This window comes from Mesorhizobium sp. B3-1-9, from assembly GCF_006439595.1.
GTDB lineage: Bacteria > Pseudomonadota > Alphaproteobacteria > Rhizobiales > Rhizobiaceae > Mesorhizobium.
Genome location: NZ_VFTJ01000008.1, coordinates 229,438 through 245,907 on the forward strand (window position 1 = coordinate 229,438; position 16,470 = coordinate 245,907).

Annotated in this window: 15 protein-coding genes; 13 read left to right on the plus strand and 2 right to left on the minus strand. The window is 62.9% G+C overall.

Annotated features, from left to right (window positions below):
- The first annotated feature begins 1 nt into the window (after position 1).
- The 5 genes from FJW07_RS17200 (at position 2) to FJW07_RS17220 (ending at position 6,106) form a co-directional block, all read left to right on the plus strand.
- Positions 2 to 1,264 carry a sarcosine oxidase subunit beta family protein gene (locus FJW07_RS17200; RefSeq protein WP_140857735.1) on the plus strand — a complete coding sequence of 421 codons (1,263 nt, stop codon included), beginning with the start codon at positions 2 to 4 and terminating at the stop codon, positions 1,262 to 1,264.
- Positions 1,265 to 1,275: 11 nt separating this feature from the next.
- The gene (locus tag FJW07_RS17205) at positions 1,276 to 1,533 is read left to right on the plus strand and encodes a sarcosine oxidase subunit delta (RefSeq protein ID WP_140857737.1); all 258 of its coding nucleotides are present in this window, start codon (positions 1,276 to 1,278) and stop codon (positions 1,531 to 1,533) included.
- A gap of 4 nt (positions 1,534 to 1,537) precedes the next feature.
- Positions 1,538 to 4,486, plus strand: a complete 2,949-nt coding sequence (locus FJW07_RS17210) for a sarcosine oxidase subunit alpha family protein (RefSeq protein WP_140857739.1) — start codon at positions 1,538 to 1,540, stop codon at positions 4,484 to 4,486.
- The gene (locus tag FJW07_RS17215; RefSeq protein WP_246680789.1) at positions 4,479 to 5,021 is read left to right on the plus strand and encodes a sarcosine oxidase subunit gamma; all 543 of its coding nucleotides are present in this window, start codon (positions 4,479 to 4,481) and stop codon (positions 5,019 to 5,021) included. The genes FJW07_RS17210 and FJW07_RS17215 overlap by 8 nt, the downstream gene beginning before the upstream one ends.
- Positions 5,022 to 5,665: 644 nt before the next feature.
- Complete coding sequence (locus FJW07_RS17220; protein ID WP_140652691.1) at positions 5,666 to 6,106, plus strand: CBS domain-containing protein; 441 nt, start codon at positions 5,666 to 5,668, stop codon at positions 6,104 to 6,106.
- Positions 6,107 to 6,152: 46 nt separating this feature from the next.
- On the opposite strand, the gene FJW07_RS17225 is transcribed toward FJW07_RS17220, so the two are convergent.
- Complete coding sequence (locus tag FJW07_RS17225) at positions 6,153 to 6,590, minus strand: DUF2267 domain-containing protein (protein WP_140640531.1); 438 nt, start codon at positions 6,588 to 6,590, stop codon at positions 6,153 to 6,155.
- Between the two features lie 276 nt (positions 6,591 to 6,866).
- Between FJW07_RS17225 and FJW07_RS17230 the strand changes: the two genes are divergently transcribed.
- The 6 genes from FJW07_RS17230 (at position 6,867) to FJW07_RS17255 (ending at position 13,359) form a co-directional block, all read left to right on the plus strand.
- The gene (locus FJW07_RS17230; RefSeq protein ID WP_140857741.1) at positions 6,867 to 7,415 is read left to right on the plus strand and encodes a DUF6496 domain-containing protein; all 549 of its coding nucleotides are present in this window, start codon (positions 6,867 to 6,869) and stop codon (positions 7,413 to 7,415) included.
- Between the two features lie 62 nt (positions 7,416 to 7,477).
- Positions 7,478 to 8,443: a complex I NDUFA9 subunit family protein gene (locus tag FJW07_RS17235; protein ID WP_140857743.1), complete on the plus strand. Its 966-nt coding sequence runs from the start codon at positions 7,478 to 7,480 to the stop codon at positions 8,441 to 8,443.
- A gap of 412 nt (positions 8,444 to 8,855) precedes the next feature.
- Positions 8,856 to 10,616 (plus strand): thiamine pyrophosphate-dependent enzyme, encoded by a 1,761-nt coding sequence (locus FJW07_RS17240; RefSeq protein WP_140857745.1) that lies wholly within the window; start codon positions 8,856 to 8,858, stop codon positions 10,614 to 10,616.
- A 12-nt stretch (positions 10,617 to 10,628) separates the two neighbouring features.
- Complete coding sequence (locus FJW07_RS17245) at positions 10,629 to 12,620, plus strand: protein-L-isoaspartate(D-aspartate) O-methyltransferase (protein WP_140857747.1); 1,992 nt, start codon at positions 10,629 to 10,631, stop codon at positions 12,618 to 12,620.
- 153 nt (positions 12,621 to 12,773) lie between these two features.
- Positions 12,774 to 12,977, plus strand: coding sequence for a hypothetical protein (locus tag FJW07_RS17250; protein ID WP_140640539.1), 204 nt, complete (start codon positions 12,774 to 12,776; stop codon positions 12,975 to 12,977).
- A gap of 178 nt (positions 12,978 to 13,155) precedes the next feature.
- Positions 13,156 to 13,359, plus strand: coding sequence for a DUF2934 domain-containing protein (locus FJW07_RS17255; protein ID WP_140652681.1), 204 nt, complete (start codon positions 13,156 to 13,158; stop codon positions 13,357 to 13,359).
- 854 nt (positions 13,360 to 14,213) lie between these two features.
- On the opposite strand, the gene FJW07_RS17260 is transcribed toward FJW07_RS17255, so the two are convergent.
- On the minus strand, positions 14,214 to 14,708 hold the full coding sequence (locus FJW07_RS17260) for a hypothetical protein (protein WP_140857749.1): 495 nt from the start codon (positions 14,706 to 14,708) through the stop codon (positions 14,214 to 14,216).
- Between the two features lie 206 nt (positions 14,709 to 14,914).
- Between FJW07_RS17260 and FJW07_RS17265 the strand changes: the two genes are divergently transcribed.
- Together FJW07_RS17265 and FJW07_RS17270 are read left to right on the plus strand one after the other, a co-directional pair.
- Complete coding sequence (locus FJW07_RS17265) at positions 14,915 to 15,232, plus strand: hypothetical protein (RefSeq protein WP_140784278.1); 318 nt, start codon at positions 14,915 to 14,917, stop codon at positions 15,230 to 15,232.
- Between the two features lie 607 nt (positions 15,233 to 15,839).
- Positions 15,840 to 16,463, plus strand: a complete 624-nt coding sequence (locus tag FJW07_RS17270) for an NAD(P)H-dependent oxidoreductase (RefSeq protein WP_140857835.1) — start codon at positions 15,840 to 15,842, stop codon at positions 16,461 to 16,463.
- The last annotated feature ends 7 nt before the right edge of the window (positions 16,464 to 16,470 follow it).

The window sequence follows — 16,470 nt, forward strand, 5'->3', positions numbered from 1 at the left end:
CATGAACACGTCGCGCTATTCGGCGTTCTCGATTTTCCGTAACGGCCTGTCCGGCCAGAAGAACTGGCAGCGCGCGTGGCGCGCGGCAGAGCCGAAGCCGGCTTACGATGTGATCATCGTGGGCGGTGGCGGACATGGGCTGGCCACCGCCTTCTATCTCGCCGAGAACCACGGCATCCGCAATGTCGCCGTGCTGGAGAAGGGCTATATCGGCGGCGGCAATGTCGGCCGCAACACCACGGTGATCCGTTCCAATTATCTGCTCGACGGCAACACCCAATTCTACGAATTCTCGGTCAAGCTATGGGAAGGCCTGTCGCAGGCGCTGAATTTCAACGTCATGTTTTCGCAGCGCGGCCAGATCGTCACCGCCCATTCGGCGGATCAGCTCGACACGTTCAGCCATCGCGCCAACATCATGCGGCTGAACGGCATCGATGCCGACATTCTCGACCGCGAGGAGGTGCGGCGGCTCGTGCCCTATCTCGATTTCTCCGACACAGCGCGGTTTCCAATCCACGGCGCGATCCTGCAGGGCCGCGCCGGCACCGCCCGCCACGATGCCGTCGCCTGGGGTTATGCGCGCGCCGCCGACGGCCATGGCGTCGACATCATCCAGAACTGCGAGGTGACCGGCTTCGTCCGCGATGGCGACAGGATCGTCGGCGTGGAGACGAGCAAGGGCCGCATCGGCGCCGGCAAGGTCGGGTTGGCAGTCGCCGGCCACACCTCAGTGCTCGGACAGAAGGCCGGCCTGGAACTGCCGATCGAAAGCCACGTGCTCCAGGCTTTCGTCACCGAACCGCTGAAGCCGCTGGTCGACCATGTCGTCGCCTACGGCGCCGATCATTTCTATGTCAGCCAGTCCGACAAGGGTGGGCTTGTCTTCGGCGGCAATCTCGACGGCTACAATTCCTACGCCCAGCGCGGCAATCTCGGCGTCGTGCGCGAGGTGGCCGAGGCCGCGATCGCGCTAATGCCCTGCATCTCGCGCGTCAGGCTGCTGCGCCATTGGGGCGGTGTAATGGACATGACGCCCGACGCCAGCCCGATCATCTGCCCGACGCCGATCGATGGGCTCTATCTCAACGGTGGGTGGTGCTATGGCGGCTTCAAGGCGACACCGGCTTCTGGCTGGTGTTTTGCGCACACGCTGGCGACCGGCAAGCCGCATCCATTGATCGCCGCCTATGGGCTCGACCGTTTCCGTACCGGCCACACGCTCGACGAGGCTGGAGCCGGCCCCGCGGCCTGGCTGCAATAGGAGCAAGACGAATGCTTCGCATCGAATGTCCGTGCTGCGGCCCGCGCGATCATGACGAGTTCCGCTATGGCGGCGACGCTTCGGTTATGCGTCCGCGTCATGACGATCCGGACCCGGAGGCCTGGTACCGTTATGTTTATGTACGCAAAAACCCGCCCGGGCCACATAGCGAGTTCTGGCAACATGTGACCGGCTGCCGGCAATGGCTGGTCGTCGAACGCGACACCCGCAACCATTCCATCCTCTCCGTCGGCTTCGCCAGGAAATAGAAGCATGAACTCGAGCGACAGACGTTTGCCGGCCGGTGGCCGTATCGATCGTGCGCAACCGATCGACTTCAGCTTCGATGGCCGCAAGCTATATGGCTATCAAGGCGACACGCTGGCTTCGGCCCTGCTGGCCAACGGCGTCACACTCACCGGACGCAGTTTCAAGTATCACCGGCCGCGCGGCATCTTTTCGGCCGGACCCGAAGAACCGAACGCGCTGGTCACGCTCGGGGCTGGTGGACGACGCGAACCCAACATGCCGGCAACTACGCTCGAACTGGCGCAAGCCATGATCGCCGAAAGCCAGAACCGCTGGCCCTCGCTCGGCTTTGACCTGCAGAGCATCAACGGGCTGTTTGCACCGTTCCTTTCCGCCGGCTTCTACTACAAGACCTTCATGGGGCCGTCGCGGCGCGCTTGGATGTTCTATGAGCATTTCATCCGCCGGGCGGCAGGCCTGGGCCGAGCCGGCGCCGAGCCCGATCCTGGCCGTTACGAGATGCGCCACGCATTTGCCGACGTGGCGATCGTCGGCGGAGGTCCCGCTGGCCTGTCGGCGGCGCGCGCCGCAGCCATCGCTGGGGCAAGCGTCACGCTGATCGAGCAGGATTTCCTGCTTGGCGGTCAGCTGCTGTCGGAGCGTCCCGATGGCGAGGCGGCAGCCTGGCTGAAGGCGACCGAGGCCGAACTCATGGGCCTGCCCAACGTCGCTATGCTGCGCAAGACGATGGCATTCGGCACCTATGACGGCAACACGCTAGGTCTGATCGAACGAAACGACGATCCGGCCGAGGAAGGTGCTGCGCGGCAGGTCTTCACCATGCTTCGCGCCCGCTCCATCGTCCTTGCGGCGGGTGCCATCGAGCGACCGCTGGTGTTCTCCAACAATGACCGGCCTGGTGTCATGCTGGCATCGGCCGCCCGGGCCTACCTCAACCGCTTCGCCGTTCTGTCCGGCCGACGGATCCTGGTTGCCACCACCAATGACGGCGCCTATCGGACCGCCTTCGATCTTGCTGCCGCCGGTGCGGAAGTGACGGTCGCGGATCAGCGCGGCGACCCGACCGCCGCTCTGGCCGCGGAAGCCAGGCGCCTGAACATAACGATCCGATCCGGAGCCCAAGTTACCCATCTGCGTGGCGGCCATGCAGTCAAAGCCGTAAAGCTCGCCGGGCCGGGTGGCAATTCAGAGATCGCTTGCGACCTCCTCTGCGTGTCCGGCGGCTGGTCACCGACGGTGCATCTCACCGCGCATCTCGGCGTCAAACCCGTCTATCGCGACGACGTGGACGGCTTCATTCCCGGCGGCTTTCCGGCAGGGCATTTTGGCGCCGGCGCAATGATGGGCCGCTTCTCGACCGCCGACGCCATCGACGGCGGACACCATGCCGGTATCGAAGCCGCAGCTTTCTGCGGACAATCGGCAGCCGCACCGGCTCCCGCGAGGCTCGATCTCGGCGAAGCCGCAGCCAACGCGTTCCGCGCAATCCCCTTTGTCGGCCACGGAAAGGCTTTTGTCGATTTCCAGATGGATGTGACCACCAAAGACATCGAATTGGCGCATCGCGAGGGCTATGAATCGGTCGAGCACCTGAAGCGCTACACCACGCTCGGCATGGGCACCGATCAAGGCAAAACCAGCAATTTTGCAGCACTTTCGGCCATGGCGGCGCTGCGCCACGAGACGATCCCGCAAACCGGGACCACGACCTTTCGACCACCCTACGCGCCCGTCGCCATCGGCGCGCTCGCCGGCCGCGCCGTCGGCCACCATCTCAAGCCGTTTCGCCTTACGCCGATGCATGACTGGCATGTGGCGAATGGCGCCGACATGCTCGAGGTTGGGCTGTGGATGCGTCCGTATTTCTACCGCGCCGCCGGCCGCGACGTGAACGAAGCCTATGTCGCCGAGATCCGCATGGTGCGCGGGGCCGCGGGGCTGATGGACATTTCAACCCTCGGCAAGATCGACGTGCAAGGACCGGACGCGGCCATTTTCCTCGACCGTGTCTATGCCAACGGCTTTGCCAAGCTGCCGGTCGGCCGCGCCCGCTACGGAGTCATGTTGCGCGATGATGGCATCGTCTTCGATGATGGCACTACCACACGGCTGTCGGAAAGCCGGTTCTTCATGACCACCTCGACCGCCAAGGCGGCGGATGTCCTGTCGCGGCTGGAATTCCTGCTCGACACCGCCTGGCCGGATCTGCGCGTCGCCGTCACCTCGGTCAGCGACGAATGGGCGGCGATGTCGGTCGCCGGACCGAGGAGCCGCGATATCCTTGCCGCCGCCTTTCCGCAACTCGACGTCTCAAACGATGCACTGCCGCATATGGGCCTTGCCGAAGGCGAGTTCGGCGGCCGGGCGTTGCGGATCATGCGCCTCAGCTATTCGGGTGAACGCGCCTACGAGATCTATGTCGGCGCAACTGCCGGCGACACGGTCTGGCGCCATTTGCTTGAGGCGGGCGCGCCCTTCGACCTGAGACCCTACGGTGTCGAGGCGCTGGGCGCGCTGCGGGTCGAAAAGGGCCATGTCGCCGGACCCGAAATCGATGGCCGCACCACACTCGACGGTCTCGGTCTTGGCCGTATGGTCGGAAAACGCGCAGGTTTTGTCGGTGATGTCTTGCGACGGCGTCCGGCATTTCAAGCTCCCGACCGTCAGCGCCTGGTTGGCTTGGAATGCACCGAAGAGGGCAAGCGCCTTCGTGGCGGCGCGATATTGTTCATGCCCGGCGATACCGTCGCCGGGCATGGACGCGGCCGTATAACGTCGGTGACGTTCAGCCCGGAGCTCGACCGCTATGTCGGCCTCGCCCTGCTGGCAGGCGATGTCGCGGTGGAGGGAAGCGAAGTCCTCGCCACCTATCCGATGAAGGCTGAAACCGTTCGCGCCCGCATCGTCTCGCCCGTCTTCCTGGATCCGAAAGGAGAGCGGCTGCATGGCTGAGGCTCTGGTATCGAAAGATTTCACCCTGTCGAGGTCCGACTGCCCGATCGTTCAGGTCGAGGGCTGGGACGGGATGCTGGCCCGGTTTGAGCTGAACGTTTCCCAAATGCTGGGCACTGCCCTGCCGGTCTCGGTCGGCGAGACGGTCCGCCATGCCGACACGCTCATCGTTCGGGTCTCCCCCCGCCGTCTCTGGCTGATGATGGAGACGGATGCAAAACCGCCGCAGCCCGCGATCGATCCCGAACTGGGCTGTTCGGTTCCCCTCGGCGAGGGACGCGTGCGCTTCAGCTTGAGCGGCGCGCGCATCCTGGAAATCCTCTCCGGCTGCATCGCAGTCGACTGGCGCGCGCCAAGCGCAGCGCCGGGCCGCGCAATTCAAACGGCCTTGCATCACGTACCGGTGCTTGTCCTGCGCACGAGCGAGACCAGCTGCGTCATGATCGTGCCGCGAAGCTTTGCGCGCAGCCTTGCGGACTGGATCGCCGACGGCGCCAGCAAGCGTTCTTCGCATGGAATTAAAGCGCGCAATTAACTGCCCGCTGGCCGACAAGATGGAACCGTTTCTCAACCCGTCCACTCAAGCAGCACGAGGCCCGGGTGTCGGCGCCCGCCGGCGGTTGGTGGCCGATGACGAATAGCTGGTGGCGGAAAGAGATGCCGCCGCACCGGTCGCCGATGCTTTGGAGCACCAAGCCATCTCATTCATCTTCGTAAGCGCGTATTCGGCCGACGATTGCCGTTGGCGATGCCTTGTCCCGACAGCTCCAGACACCCTTGGCACTTGCTGCCTTACGCTCCGCTTTGACAAGCAAGCCCCGGCTGAAGCACAACGCGTCGATGCCTGCACCGGTTCATTCCGGTCGTTGCGAAACCGGCCGACTACCCGGCAAACCGCGAACAGGCTTTGATCTAGCGCAAACGCATGGCCCAATCACGCCGCACCCGTAAGTTCACACCAAGCAATTAGGCTGCTTTCTGGTTCCGGCGGGTCGATCTGGACGCGCGCGACCTACGTCTGCGGCTGGATAGGCGCGATGCGCGGGGGTCGACTTCCCGATGCGGAACGCCGCGAAAAGCGGATCCGCAGGTGAATTGGTGGAACGTTATCGTTGAACAGTTCGTTCCGTCGTCACAGCGATCCGGCGGGGGTCTTTTGCAAACCGATAGGAGATTGCCATGAAAGTCGGCGACTGCATGACGAGGGACGTCAAAATCGCAAATCCTGAACACTCGATTCGAGATGTAGCCCAGATGATGGGCAGCCTCGATACCGGGGTGATGCCCGTCGGCGACAACGATCGGCTGGTTGGCATGATCACCGACCGTGATATCGTGGTCCGCGGCGTAGCGTTGGGCAATGGGCCGGATGCCAAGGTGCGCGACGTCATGAGCGTTGGGGACATCAAATACTGCTTCGATGACGAGGATATCGAGCATGTCCTTGCGAACATGGGCGACTTGCAGGTGCGCCGGCTTCCCGTTCTCAACCGCGACAAACGGCTTGTCGGCATCATCTCCCTTGGCGACCTCGCGAAGAATGGAGAAGCGGCGGAGGCTGGGGAGGCTTTGGGTGGCATATCAATGCCAGGCGGAGAACATTCACAAACCGCCCATTAGAGTTCGCGGAGTGTGGGCCGGCGTTGCTGCAATCCTGTCACGCCGCCTACGCCCCGATGCTTTCGGGCCACAACGCCTTGACATCCTTGGGCAGGCCATCGCGCACTTTCGCCGACTGGCCTAGATCGATGTGATGGGCAAGTGCCTTGAATACTGTTCTGGCCGCGTCGCCGGCGTTTACCGGTCGTCCGGACTTCAGGCCTTCGTTTATGGTGTCGAAGAACTCTTCGACAGAGCGATGTCGGTTCGGCACATTGGACGGCTGGTATTGGTCGTAATATGCACCACGGATCATAAGCGGCAGCTCCGCACCAAGCTTGGCACCCAGTTCCGCGGGCAGCCTGTCGCGTAAGGCGCGCAGAACCACACCAAGCGCATGCCATGCGAGTTGTCGATCCGGGCCGAGATCGTCCATGATCTCGTTCAACCAGATATTGGTGATCTGAACGGTTTTGTCGAAAACGTCGAGGCCATTTGCGCTCATCGTAATCTCCCGGATAAAAGCGCGCCCCGCGCACCCTGCTTCAGTTGGAACGTCCGACTGAAACTATTGTTTCGTTCTCCGGGCCGGGTGTGCGAGCGCGGTTGCCCGTAGCGCGATCGGGGTGGCCCCAAGTGGCGAAGGACCAAACGCTGCCGCAGGCGCCGTCGGAACTTTTGGATCAAGATCATTGGATCAAGGATCAATTGCGTCTCTGACGCGTTCCCGCCTTTTGGGGCGCGGATCAGTTGGGTCCCCTATCCGAGAAGGGAGAAAGCGATGCCCGACAAGAAAACCATCGAAAAGGCGCGACGGGATAAGCGCCAAGGCAAGTCGCCGAGCACGCAAGCGGGCGAGTTCGTGCGTGAGGAGATTGATGAGATTCGCAGTGGCAAGCACGGCGCGCGTTCCACAAAACAAGCGATCGCCATCGGCCTTTCCGAAGCGCGCCGCGCCGGGGTCGACCTACCTCCGCCAAAGAAGGGTAAGGTCAAGGAGAGCACGCGAAAAAGCGCTGAATATGCCCACGAAGTCGGCCAAGGTGAACGCAAACCCAAGCCCCGGCCGAAGGTTTCTAAGGCCGTGTCTGAGGTCCTCCAGCACGAACCGAAAAGCAGTGCGTCTCGCAAGGCGCTGTCGCGACAAACCAGGGAAGCGGCTTCGCAACGGACCGCTGAAGAGCGATCGGCCTCTGCCAAGAAAGCGGCCGCGACGAAAGGCGCAGCCGGGCGCTCGGCGGCCGCGCGGAAAGCTGTGGAGACCAAAGGCGCTCAAGGCAGGAAGCAAGCGGCGAAGAAGGCAGCCAGAACGCGTGCCACCCGCAGTTAGCCACAGATTGCCTTGACGGACGCCTGCTGGACGAAGAACCTTTGCAAGAACCGTTGACGGGTATGGCCATCGCACAAACTTCGTCATCAAACACTCGACCGCGGTCGGGGTGCGTCACCGTGTTCGGAGGATCCGGCTTTCTTGGGCGAAGGATCGTCAGGCATCTCTTGGATCACGGGCTTATCGTTCGTTCAGCCTCCCGCCATCCCGCGCATGCACGACCGGGGTGGGCTAATGGCAAGTCCTTTAGCGCAGTCAAAGCCGATATCCTCGATCGAAGCCAAGTTGCAGCGGCCGTTTCGGATGCAGCAACGGTAGTCAACGCAGTCAGCCTCTATTCCGAACATGGAGACGTTACTTTCGAACGCATCCACGTCGAGGCCGCTTCCCAATTAGCGGACGCAGCGCGGGAAGGTGGCGCCGAACGATACATACAGATATCCGGCATCGGCTCCGACTCACGTTCGCAGTCCAGTTACATCAGGGCGCGAGGGCAAGGTGAGGAGGCCGTCAACGTCGGATTTCCGGGCGCGACTATCGTCCGCCCTGCGGTGATGACCGCAACAGACGACAGGTTTTTGACAACGATCACGAGATTGTTGCCCATCCTTCCCGCATATCCGCTGTTCGGCGATGGCGATACCCGCCTCCAGCCAGCATCCGTTGAAGACGTTGCCGAAGCCATCGCGCGGATCGCCTCCGGAGGCGCCGACGCCCGTCTGTTCGAGTTCGGTGGACCGCGTGTCTACACTTATCGAACCCTGGTGCTGGAAGTCGCTCAATTGCTTGGCATCAAGACACGATTGGTGCCGGTTCCATTTGTCCTATGGCGCATTCTTGCCACTTTCGGCGAGTTCATCCCCGGCGCACCGCTGACACGCAATCAGGTCGACCTCATGCAGATCGACACCGTTGCGGACACCCAGCTGCCGGGATTTCGCGACCTCGGAATAGAACCTCATGACATCGACCAGGTGCTGCGATCTGCAATCGTGCCGGCAGGCAGAACGCGCGCCAGCCGCCGCTAGCCCCGCTCGCTACCAATTGTCCCTGGATATTCCCTGCCAAAGGCAAGCAGGAACCTGCTCCAGCGCTCCCGGGTCGGAAAATGACCGACACCCGGCAAGAGTTCACGTTCACAACTGGCCGCAAAATGACGCGGTCGTCATCGCCGTGCAACGTCGGCGTCGGCACCGAGATGACCTCCGCCTCAACCTGCTTGCGCGCTAGCTCGAAGGACTTCGCTACCCGTTCGAACAGCGCATCGTCGAACCATGGAAGCCTACTCAGGGGCAACACATTAGGGAAGGGACACCACACTGCAGCGGCCGCCCAACCCTGCGCAATCGGGTTTGTTCCTTTTGGCCATGAGCCGCCTCGATCCGGCGAGGGAACCAACCGCAGCCTTGCTGGTTCGGAAGCCAACAGCGGAGCCTCGCCATGCCCAATGCAGCGGAAATTCTCGTCGACACCTTGATTGCCTGGAACGTCGAAGTCGTGTTCGGGCTCCCCGGCGACGGCATCAACGGCGTCATGGAGGCGCTGCGCAAAAGCCAGGACAGGATATCCTTCGTCCAGGTGCGACACGAGGAATCGGCCGCGTTCATGGCTTGCGCCTACGCCAAATGGACAGGCAGGCTCGGCGTGTGCCTGGCAACATCCGGACCCGGCGGCACCCATCTTCTCACCGGCCTCTACGACGCCAAGCTCGACCAGGCGCCGGTGCTGGCAATCACCGGCATGCAGTTCCATGACCTGATCGAGACTTTCACGCAGCAGGATGTCGATCTTACTCGGGTTTTCAACGACGTCAGCGTCTACAACGTCCGGGTCTCGGACGCCGCGCATATGGAGAACGTAGCAAGCCTCGCCTGCCGCACAGCGCTTGCCCGCAAGGGCGTCGCCCATCTTTCGATCGCCAGCGATATCCAGGAACAGCCCGCCGACGCGGCCAAGCGATCCAAGCGCAACCGCCCGGCGCACACGCCGCAGGACATGTTCGCACCTCACTGTCTCGCGCAAGATGCGGAGTTGGACAAAGCCGCGGCCGTCCTCAATGATGCAGGGCGCGTGGCGATCCTAGCGGGGCGCGGAGCCATCGGCGCGGCGGTGGAGCTCGAGGAAACGGCGCGGCTGCTGCAGGCGCCGATCGTCAAGGCGCTGCTCGGCAAGGCGGTGCTGCCGGACGACCATCCCTACACCACCGGCGGCATCGGCATTCTGGGCACCTTGCCATCACAGGAGGCGATGGAGACGTGCGACGCCATCCTCATCGTCGGCTCGACATTCCCTTACATCGAATATTATCCGCAGCCGGGCACAGCGCGTGGCGTCCAGATCGATTGCGACGCGCAGCGTATCGGCCTGCGCTTTCCGGTCGAGGCCGGCCTGGTCGGCGATGCGGCCGAGACATTGCGCGCCCTCAACAAGCGGCTGAAGCAGAGGGCGAGTAAGGAATTCCTGGCGACGGCGCAAAGCTCGATGCAAAGATGGCGCGAGATGATGCGTCAATCCGAAGATGGCTCGGCGCATCCGCTCAAGCCTCAGCACGTCGCACGGGCATTCGGCGAACGCCTCGCCGAGAATACGGTACTGGCGACTGATTCCGGCCAGAACACCGAGCTTGCCGCCCGCCATGTCGATCTCCGCGCTGGGCAGGCCTTCGGCGTCTCGGGCGCCCTCGCCTCCATGTCCTGCGGTCTCAGCTATGCGATCGCCGCCGGCATCGCCTTTCCCGGCCGGCCGATCGCGGCGATCGTCGGCGACGGCGGGCTTGCCATGCAGCTCGGCGAGTTTTCCACGGCGGTGCGCTACGGCATCCCGCTGAAAATCCTGGTCATCAAGAACAACATGCTGAACCAGATCGCCTGGGAGCAAATGATGTTTCTCGGCAACCCGCAATTCGGCTGCGAATTGCAGCCGATCGATTTCGCCAAGGCCGCCGAGGCGATGGGCGGAAAAGGTTTCAGCATCGAGCGGGCGGAGGAGATCGAGCGCGTGCTGGACCAGGCTTTCGCCACCAGCGGCCCAGTGATCATCGAGGCGCTGGTCGACGCCTATGAGCCGATGATGCCGCCGAAAATGCCACCCGACTACGCCAAGAACTTCCGCAAGGCGCTGCCTCGGACTCCGGGTCGCGGTGAGATCGAGGAAAACGTCGCCCGGGAGCCAGCCAAGACGATGATGGAGGCAGGACAATAGGAGGGAATTCCGATGCTCGATCTTTCCCGCGAGCGCCGTCGGATGGTCGATGTTCATCTCGGCCGCCGCGGCATCCATGATCGGGAAATCCTGGCGGCGATGCGCGAGGTCCCCCGCGAAGTCTTCGTGGATCCCGGCTACGAGGAATTCGCCTATGAGGATGGACCGCTGCCGATCGCGGAAGGCCAGACGATATCGCAGCCTTACATCGTTGCCTTCATGCTGGAGATGGCGGAAATCGGCCCGGGCGACCAGGTGCTCGAGGTGGGCACAGGATCGGGCTACGCAGCCGCCGTCATGAGCCGGATCGTCGACCATGTCTACACGATCGAACGCCACACAGCGCTGGCCGAAACCGCACGGCACCGCTTTCAAAGACTAGGCTACGGCAACATCGAAGTTCGGACCGGCGACGGCACCAGAGGCTGGCCGGAAGCGGCGCCCTTCGATGCCATCGTGGTCGCGGCGAGCGGGCCGGGCGCGCCGCTGGCCTTGCAGCAACAGCTCGACGTCGGCGGCAGGCTGGTCATCCCGGTGGGCGACGATCCCGACGAGCAGCGCCTGCTAAAGGTAACCCGCACGGGCGCCTCGACCTACAGCGAGGAGGATTTCGGCGGGGTGCGGTTCGTCCCGCTCATCGGCGAACAGGGCTGGCGGGAGGAAAGCCGCGCGACGACTGTCCGCGCGATTCCACTGGCGCGCCAGCGCAGCCTCCCGGAAATGATCGCCGCGGCCGCCGAGCCGCTGCCCGACTTCAACGATCCCGGCTTTGCCGAACCGTTCGACCGCTTCGCTGACCGGCGGATCGTCTTGCTCGGCGAAGCCAGCCACGGCACATCCGAATTCTACCGGGCGCGCGCGGCAATCACCAAAAGGCTGATCGAGAGACACGGCTTCACCATCGTGGCGGTGGAGGCCGATTGGCCCGATGCGGTTGCGATCGACCGCTATGTTCGCGGTAAGAGCACTTCCGCTGGCGCCGAGCGACCCTTCCTGCGCTTTCCGACCTGGATGTGGCGCAACACCGACGTCGCGGCATTCGTGGAGTGGTTGCGCGAGCACAATGACATGGTCAAGGCACTCCAGCCGCAAGCAGGCTTCTATGGCCTCGACATCTACAACATGCGCGGCTCGATCGCCGCCGTCCTGGAGTATCTCGACCGCGTAGACCCGGAAGCGGCAAAGGTTGCGCGCGAGCGCTATGGCTGCCTGACGCCTTGGCAGACCGAGCCGTCGACCTATGGCCGCGCCGCGCTGACCAGGGGTTATCGCGAATGCGAGGAAGCGGTTCTCGAACAATGCCGCGAGATGCTGGCGAGGCAGCTTGACGATACCGGACAAGACGGCGACGACCTCTTCGACGCCGCGCAGAATGCCCGTCTCGTCGCCTCCGCCGAGCATTATTACCGCACCATGTATTATGGCGGCCCGCAATCCTGGAATTTGCGCGATACCCATATGTTCGAAACGCTGGAGCATATCCTCGATGCGCGGGCTCCCAACGCGAAGGCTGTCGTTTGGGCGCACAATTCGCATATCGGCGACGCGCGCTACACCGAAATGGGCATCTCGCGCGACGAAGTGAATATCGGCCAGCTCTGCCGGCAGAAGTTTGGCGATGCCGTGGCACTCATCGGCCTAGGCACGCATGCAGGCACCGTCGCGGCAGCGACCGACTGGGACGGAGACATGGAAATCAAGTCGGTGCGGCCCTCTCGCGAAGACAGCTACGAGCGGCTCTGCCACGACGCCGGCATTCACCGGTTCCTGCTTGACCTCGGGCACGACCCGGACCTGCGCGACCGCCTGACCGAGCGCCGGCTGGAACGATTCATCGGGGTGATCTACCGGCCGGAAACCGAACTGCACAGCCACTATGCCGACGCCTCGCTGGCGCGGCAGTTCGATGCCTTTGTGTGGTTCGATGAAACCAACGCGGTCACGCCGCTCGGACCCGAGCACGCTGCCGAAGGCGTGCCGGAAACCTATCCATTCGGCGTCTGACGCCGGAACATTCGGCATCCCTTCCAGTTTGGGAGGCCATAGCAATTCCAGGAAAAGCGTGAGCGGTTTTCCGTCCGGAATTGCGTAAATCAAAGAGGTAGTGCGTTTCACCGTTTCCGTGAAACGGTGAAACGCACTAATCGAGGAACGGCCATGAGCGGAAACCAGCACCCGAAATCGAAAAGACCGAGCGACGCCGATATGGAGAACGATCCCGGCATTGGAACCTCCAAGGGCACCATCAAGGAAGGTGACGAGTTGGAGCATGGCGAGAACACGGTCGAGGGAGATGTCGAGAACGACACCACCTCAACGGGCGGAATCAACCCGCGTCAGAAAATTCGCACGAACAAGTAGACTGTTTTCGCCCTCGCACCCGACCGTGCCAGCGGCCATCGGCATGGGCGGGATTCCAAAGGCGACGTTCCCCGACGCTTTGCAAACGCACTTAATCCATTCGAATCCAATGGAACAAACCTCTCAGCGCTCGATTGGGGCAGACAAGCGCCAACGTCAGGCGCGACAGGAGGAAAGCATGGACCGGGAAGAACGCATCAGGCAACGCGCCCACGAGATCTGGGAACGCGAAGGCCGCCCCGATGGGCGTGAGCAGGAGCACTGGGATCAGGCCGTCCAGGAGATCGAATCGGAAGGCTCGGAAGCCGAGCGCGGCCCGGTGACACCGGATCCCGCGGTTGGCGTCGGCTCGGATCCGGCCACCAACAAGCCCGGCGGCTGAAGGCACGGCGACCAGCAATGCGTCGTATCGGTACACTTGTCGCGGCTCTGCTGATCGTGCTGATCGCCCTTTGGCTTTGGGCTGACCAGAACAGCGGACGCCCCAGCGGCGGCGCCCAGCAGCCGTCGCCGCACGCTATCGACCAAGATGGCTGAGGTACGGCCAGCCTCACCGGCCGCCGTGTCGCGTTTCAGTTTTGCAGCCTCGCGATCGAGCATGTCCGGATCGTTGCCGTATTTCCGGATCGGCGCCACCCCGCTTGGAATAGCGCGCTCGCGCGGAGCCTGCACTGATCTCAGCCGTGTCGTCCGGCGACCCCGTGCTCGCCGGACGACACGGCTTTTCAATGCACCAAACGGCTCCTGAGCCAGGCGAGAACCCGATTGCCTTTACGATCCTGCGAACTCGCGCGGCGGCCCAACTCGCCTGCATCGTGGCGCCGGCATGACAGCTGCAGACGACATCATGCAGTTGCCAATCGGACAATTCAAAGAAGCGCCTCGTCCGGAGCGATCAGATATTCATCTTGGATGATCAGTGCCAAGGGTGTCCGCATCTCGGCCTCCGTTAGCCTACCGTGCCCTCCTTGGCTCGGGCTCGCGATTGTTCTCAGCGTGCCCGCCAGGAAAGCGCGGGATGTGTTGCTGCGCCGCGGTTGCGGCACTGCCGATGGGATTTGGACCAGCCTGCTCCTTGCCGAGACGGAGTTCTATCACGTCAGGGCTCGACAAGGCGGCGCGCGCCTCGAAGAGACGAAGAAACTCCGGTCTGAGCCCATCGCCCCGTGAATTTGCAAGCCTATGCAGTGACATGAAGGGATGCATCATCATACCTTTCACAGACGCCGCCTTCCCTCACATCGCGGTGGTTGCCCTTTCCTGCCTTGCTTTTTCGAAATCGACGGACAAGAGGACATCACCGCCGTCGCCACAAACCCGAACCGCCCAGCCGTCCTGACGCGGTTCAGCCGCATCGTCGAGCAGATCGATCGCCGAGCGCACCGCTTCATGGCGAGCAGCTTCGAGGTCGGGCAATTCAACGCCTTCGACCCGCCTCACACTGCCGCCGTCGCGATATTCGAATGTGTACGGACCTTGGCCCATATCGCTTTGCCGCTCGACGCCAGGCCGGCCTGCGTCAACCTTGCCGTCCGGTTCGTCTCGTTCTGCCGGGTAGCTGAATGCCGCGCACTGAAGCATCATCTCTCTGGCGCGATCGATAAGCGCGGCGTCGCCAAGCAACGGGTCGGACACAATCATGGTGACAGCGATCGTTTCCCCGCCCTCGCCAAGAAACTCGACTGTCGCGCCTTTGGGATCGGCATGTATCGCTGTGTCGAGAACTTGCATTCCGGCCTCGTTGTCCTGCTATCGAGGATACAAGGCTCCCTTGACCCGAAAGTTCCGTCCGAGTTCAAGAACCGATCTCGGCAACCGTGCGCCTGACGTCGCGCAGGCAATGAAGTCGAAGGCGCTTGCTTGATCCCCCCTCCTGCCTTGACGCCCGGTTGGAACAGCGGGGCCGGAAGCAGGTTTGGGAACAACGGAGGCGCAAAATGTCACCCAACCAACGTACATCCGCCGAAGCACGCGGCGAAATCCAGGCCGGCAGGACCCAGGACAAGACGCCCGGATTCGACCCGGCGGCGGCGCCGCAGGAGACAGATGCCGAGGCCGGCGATGTCGCGACTTCCGCTCAGCCGGCCGAGGCGCGCAAATCGAACTTCACCAACCAGGCGAGTTTTGCCAACGCGATGCGACAGCCGGAGAACGCGCCCGACCTGCAGCCGCGCAGAAGCGGCCCGGTTCTGGTCGTAGTGGCGCTGGTTGTCGTGGCCGCCGTCGCATTTCTCGTCGCCGCGGTCTTCCGCTAGCCGCGAAAGGAACATCGCTCCCGGTTCCAGGTTGATAGTGCAGGAGGCTGTTGCGATGCCAAGCTTGAGGATTTTGTTTCGCCATCTGTGGCGCTGGAAAGCCCAACCCGCAACCGACCCGTCCCCCGTGGATGCCATTGTCCGCCTGCTGCGGGACGCAAACAAGCAGAGCGGCGCGGGTGGCACCAGGTATCAGGATTGAGGCTGACATTGCGGGCGGCCTGACTTGAGCGGACCGGCAACAAAGCCGGCGGCGTGGCTCGTCTTCGAACCGAAGACCTTGGACTGGCACGGTATCGCCACCCTTGCGACTTGGGCAATGACCCTATTGATACAGCGCGCCGAGCACCGCGACACGCAGGCTCTTCAAGCCAAACTGGGACGAGTTGATCACATCAAGTCGAACGGCGAGCGAGGCTGTCGCGGGTATCGACGAAAAAGGAACCGGAAGAGATCGAAAAGGTGCGGGACAACCGCAGGAACATATCGGAGCACACGCGGTTGGACACTTGATGACCCGACCGACCTTCCCTCCTACGAAAGCGCCACCATCCAAGGCTCGGATCGTCAGGGCGAGACGGTCGCCCGAAGCCGGCAGGAGGATATGATGTCGCTCACAGCGTTCGCGCTCAATTGCACGCTTAAAATGCCGACGGACGGGGAAGAATCCTCCACCGACAGAATGCTGGCGGAGTTGGCGAAGGCGCTGGCCGCGCATGACATCGCATGCGAAACCGCCCGCGCTCTTGCCCACAACATCAAGCCCGGCGTGCTTTCCGATATGGGCGAAGGCGACGACTGGCCGAAGCTGCGGGAAAAGATCCTGGCCGCCGACATCTTCATCCTTGGGTTGCCGATCTGGATGGGGCAGCCGTCGAGCGTGGCCAAGCGCGTGATGGAGCGGATGGACGCTTTCCTGTCCGAGACCGACGACAGCGGACGCATGCCGGCTGCCGGAAAGGTGGCGCTGGTGGCGATCGTCGGCAATGAGGATGGCGCGCATCACTGCCATGCTGAGTGCTATCAGGCGCTCAACGACGTCGGTTTCACCGTTCCCGCCAATGGCGGCGTGTACTGGGTTGGAGAAGCGATGGGTGACGTCAACTTCGTCGATCTTCCCGGCGCGCCTGAAAAAGTCGTCGGCATGATCAAGATGGCGGCATCCAATGCCGCTCATCTGGCCGGGCTCTTCAAGACGAAAAACTATGTCGGCGTGCCAGAGGGCGATTGATATCGCT

Excerpts from the sequence above, each read along its gene's own strand:
- FJW07_RS17260 (WP_140857749.1), bottom strand. The coding sequence starts at position 14,708 with ATGCAAGTTCTCGACACAGCGATACATGCCGATCCCAAAGGCGCGACA.
- FJW07_RS17215 (WP_246680789.1), top strand. The coding sequence starts at position 4,479 with ATGGCTGAGGCTCTGGTATCGAAAGATTTCACCCTGTCGAGGTCCGAC.
- FJW07_RS17265 (WP_140784278.1), top strand. The coding sequence starts at position 14,915 with ATGTCACCCAACCAACGTACATCCGCCGAAGCACGCGGCGAAATCCAG.
- FJW07_RS17220 (WP_140652691.1), top strand. The coding sequence starts at position 5,666 with ATGAAAGTCGGCGACTGCATGACGAGGGACGTCAAAATCGCAAATCCT.
- FJW07_RS17245 (WP_140857747.1), top strand. The coding sequence starts at position 10,629 with ATGCTCGATCTTTCCCGCGAGCGCCGTCGGATGGTCGATGTTCATCTC.
- FJW07_RS17270 (WP_140857835.1), top strand. The coding sequence starts at position 15,840 with ATGTCGCTCACAGCGTTCGCGCTCAATTGCACGCTTAAAATGCCGACG.
- FJW07_RS17200 (WP_140857735.1), top strand. The coding sequence starts at position 2 with ATGAACACGTCGCGCTATTCGGCGTTCTCGATTTTCCGTAACGGCCTG.
- FJW07_RS17240 (WP_140857745.1), top strand. The coding sequence starts at position 8,856 with ATGCCCAATGCAGCGGAAATTCTCGTCGACACCTTGATTGCCTGGAAC.
- FJW07_RS17250 (WP_140640539.1), top strand. The coding sequence starts at position 12,774 with ATGAGCGGAAACCAGCACCCGAAATCGAAAAGACCGAGCGACGCCGAT.
- FJW07_RS17225 (WP_140640531.1), bottom strand. The coding sequence starts at position 6,590 with ATGAGCGCAAATGGCCTCGACGTTTTCGACAAAACCGTTCAGATCACC.
- FJW07_RS17255 (WP_140652681.1), top strand. The coding sequence starts at position 13,156 with ATGGACCGGGAAGAACGCATCAGGCAACGCGCCCACGAGATCTGGGAA.
- FJW07_RS17205 (WP_140857737.1), top strand. The coding sequence starts at position 1,276 with ATGCTTCGCATCGAATGTCCGTGCTGCGGCCCGCGCGATCATGACGAG.
- FJW07_RS17230 (WP_140857741.1), top strand. The coding sequence starts at position 6,867 with ATGCCCGACAAGAAAACCATCGAAAAGGCGCGACGGGATAAGCGCCAA.
- FJW07_RS17235 (WP_140857743.1), top strand. The coding sequence starts at position 7,478 with ATGGCCATCGCACAAACTTCGTCATCAAACACTCGACCGCGGTCGGGG.
- FJW07_RS17210 (WP_140857739.1), top strand. The coding sequence starts at position 1,538 with ATGAACTCGAGCGACAGACGTTTGCCGGCCGGTGGCCGTATCGATCGT.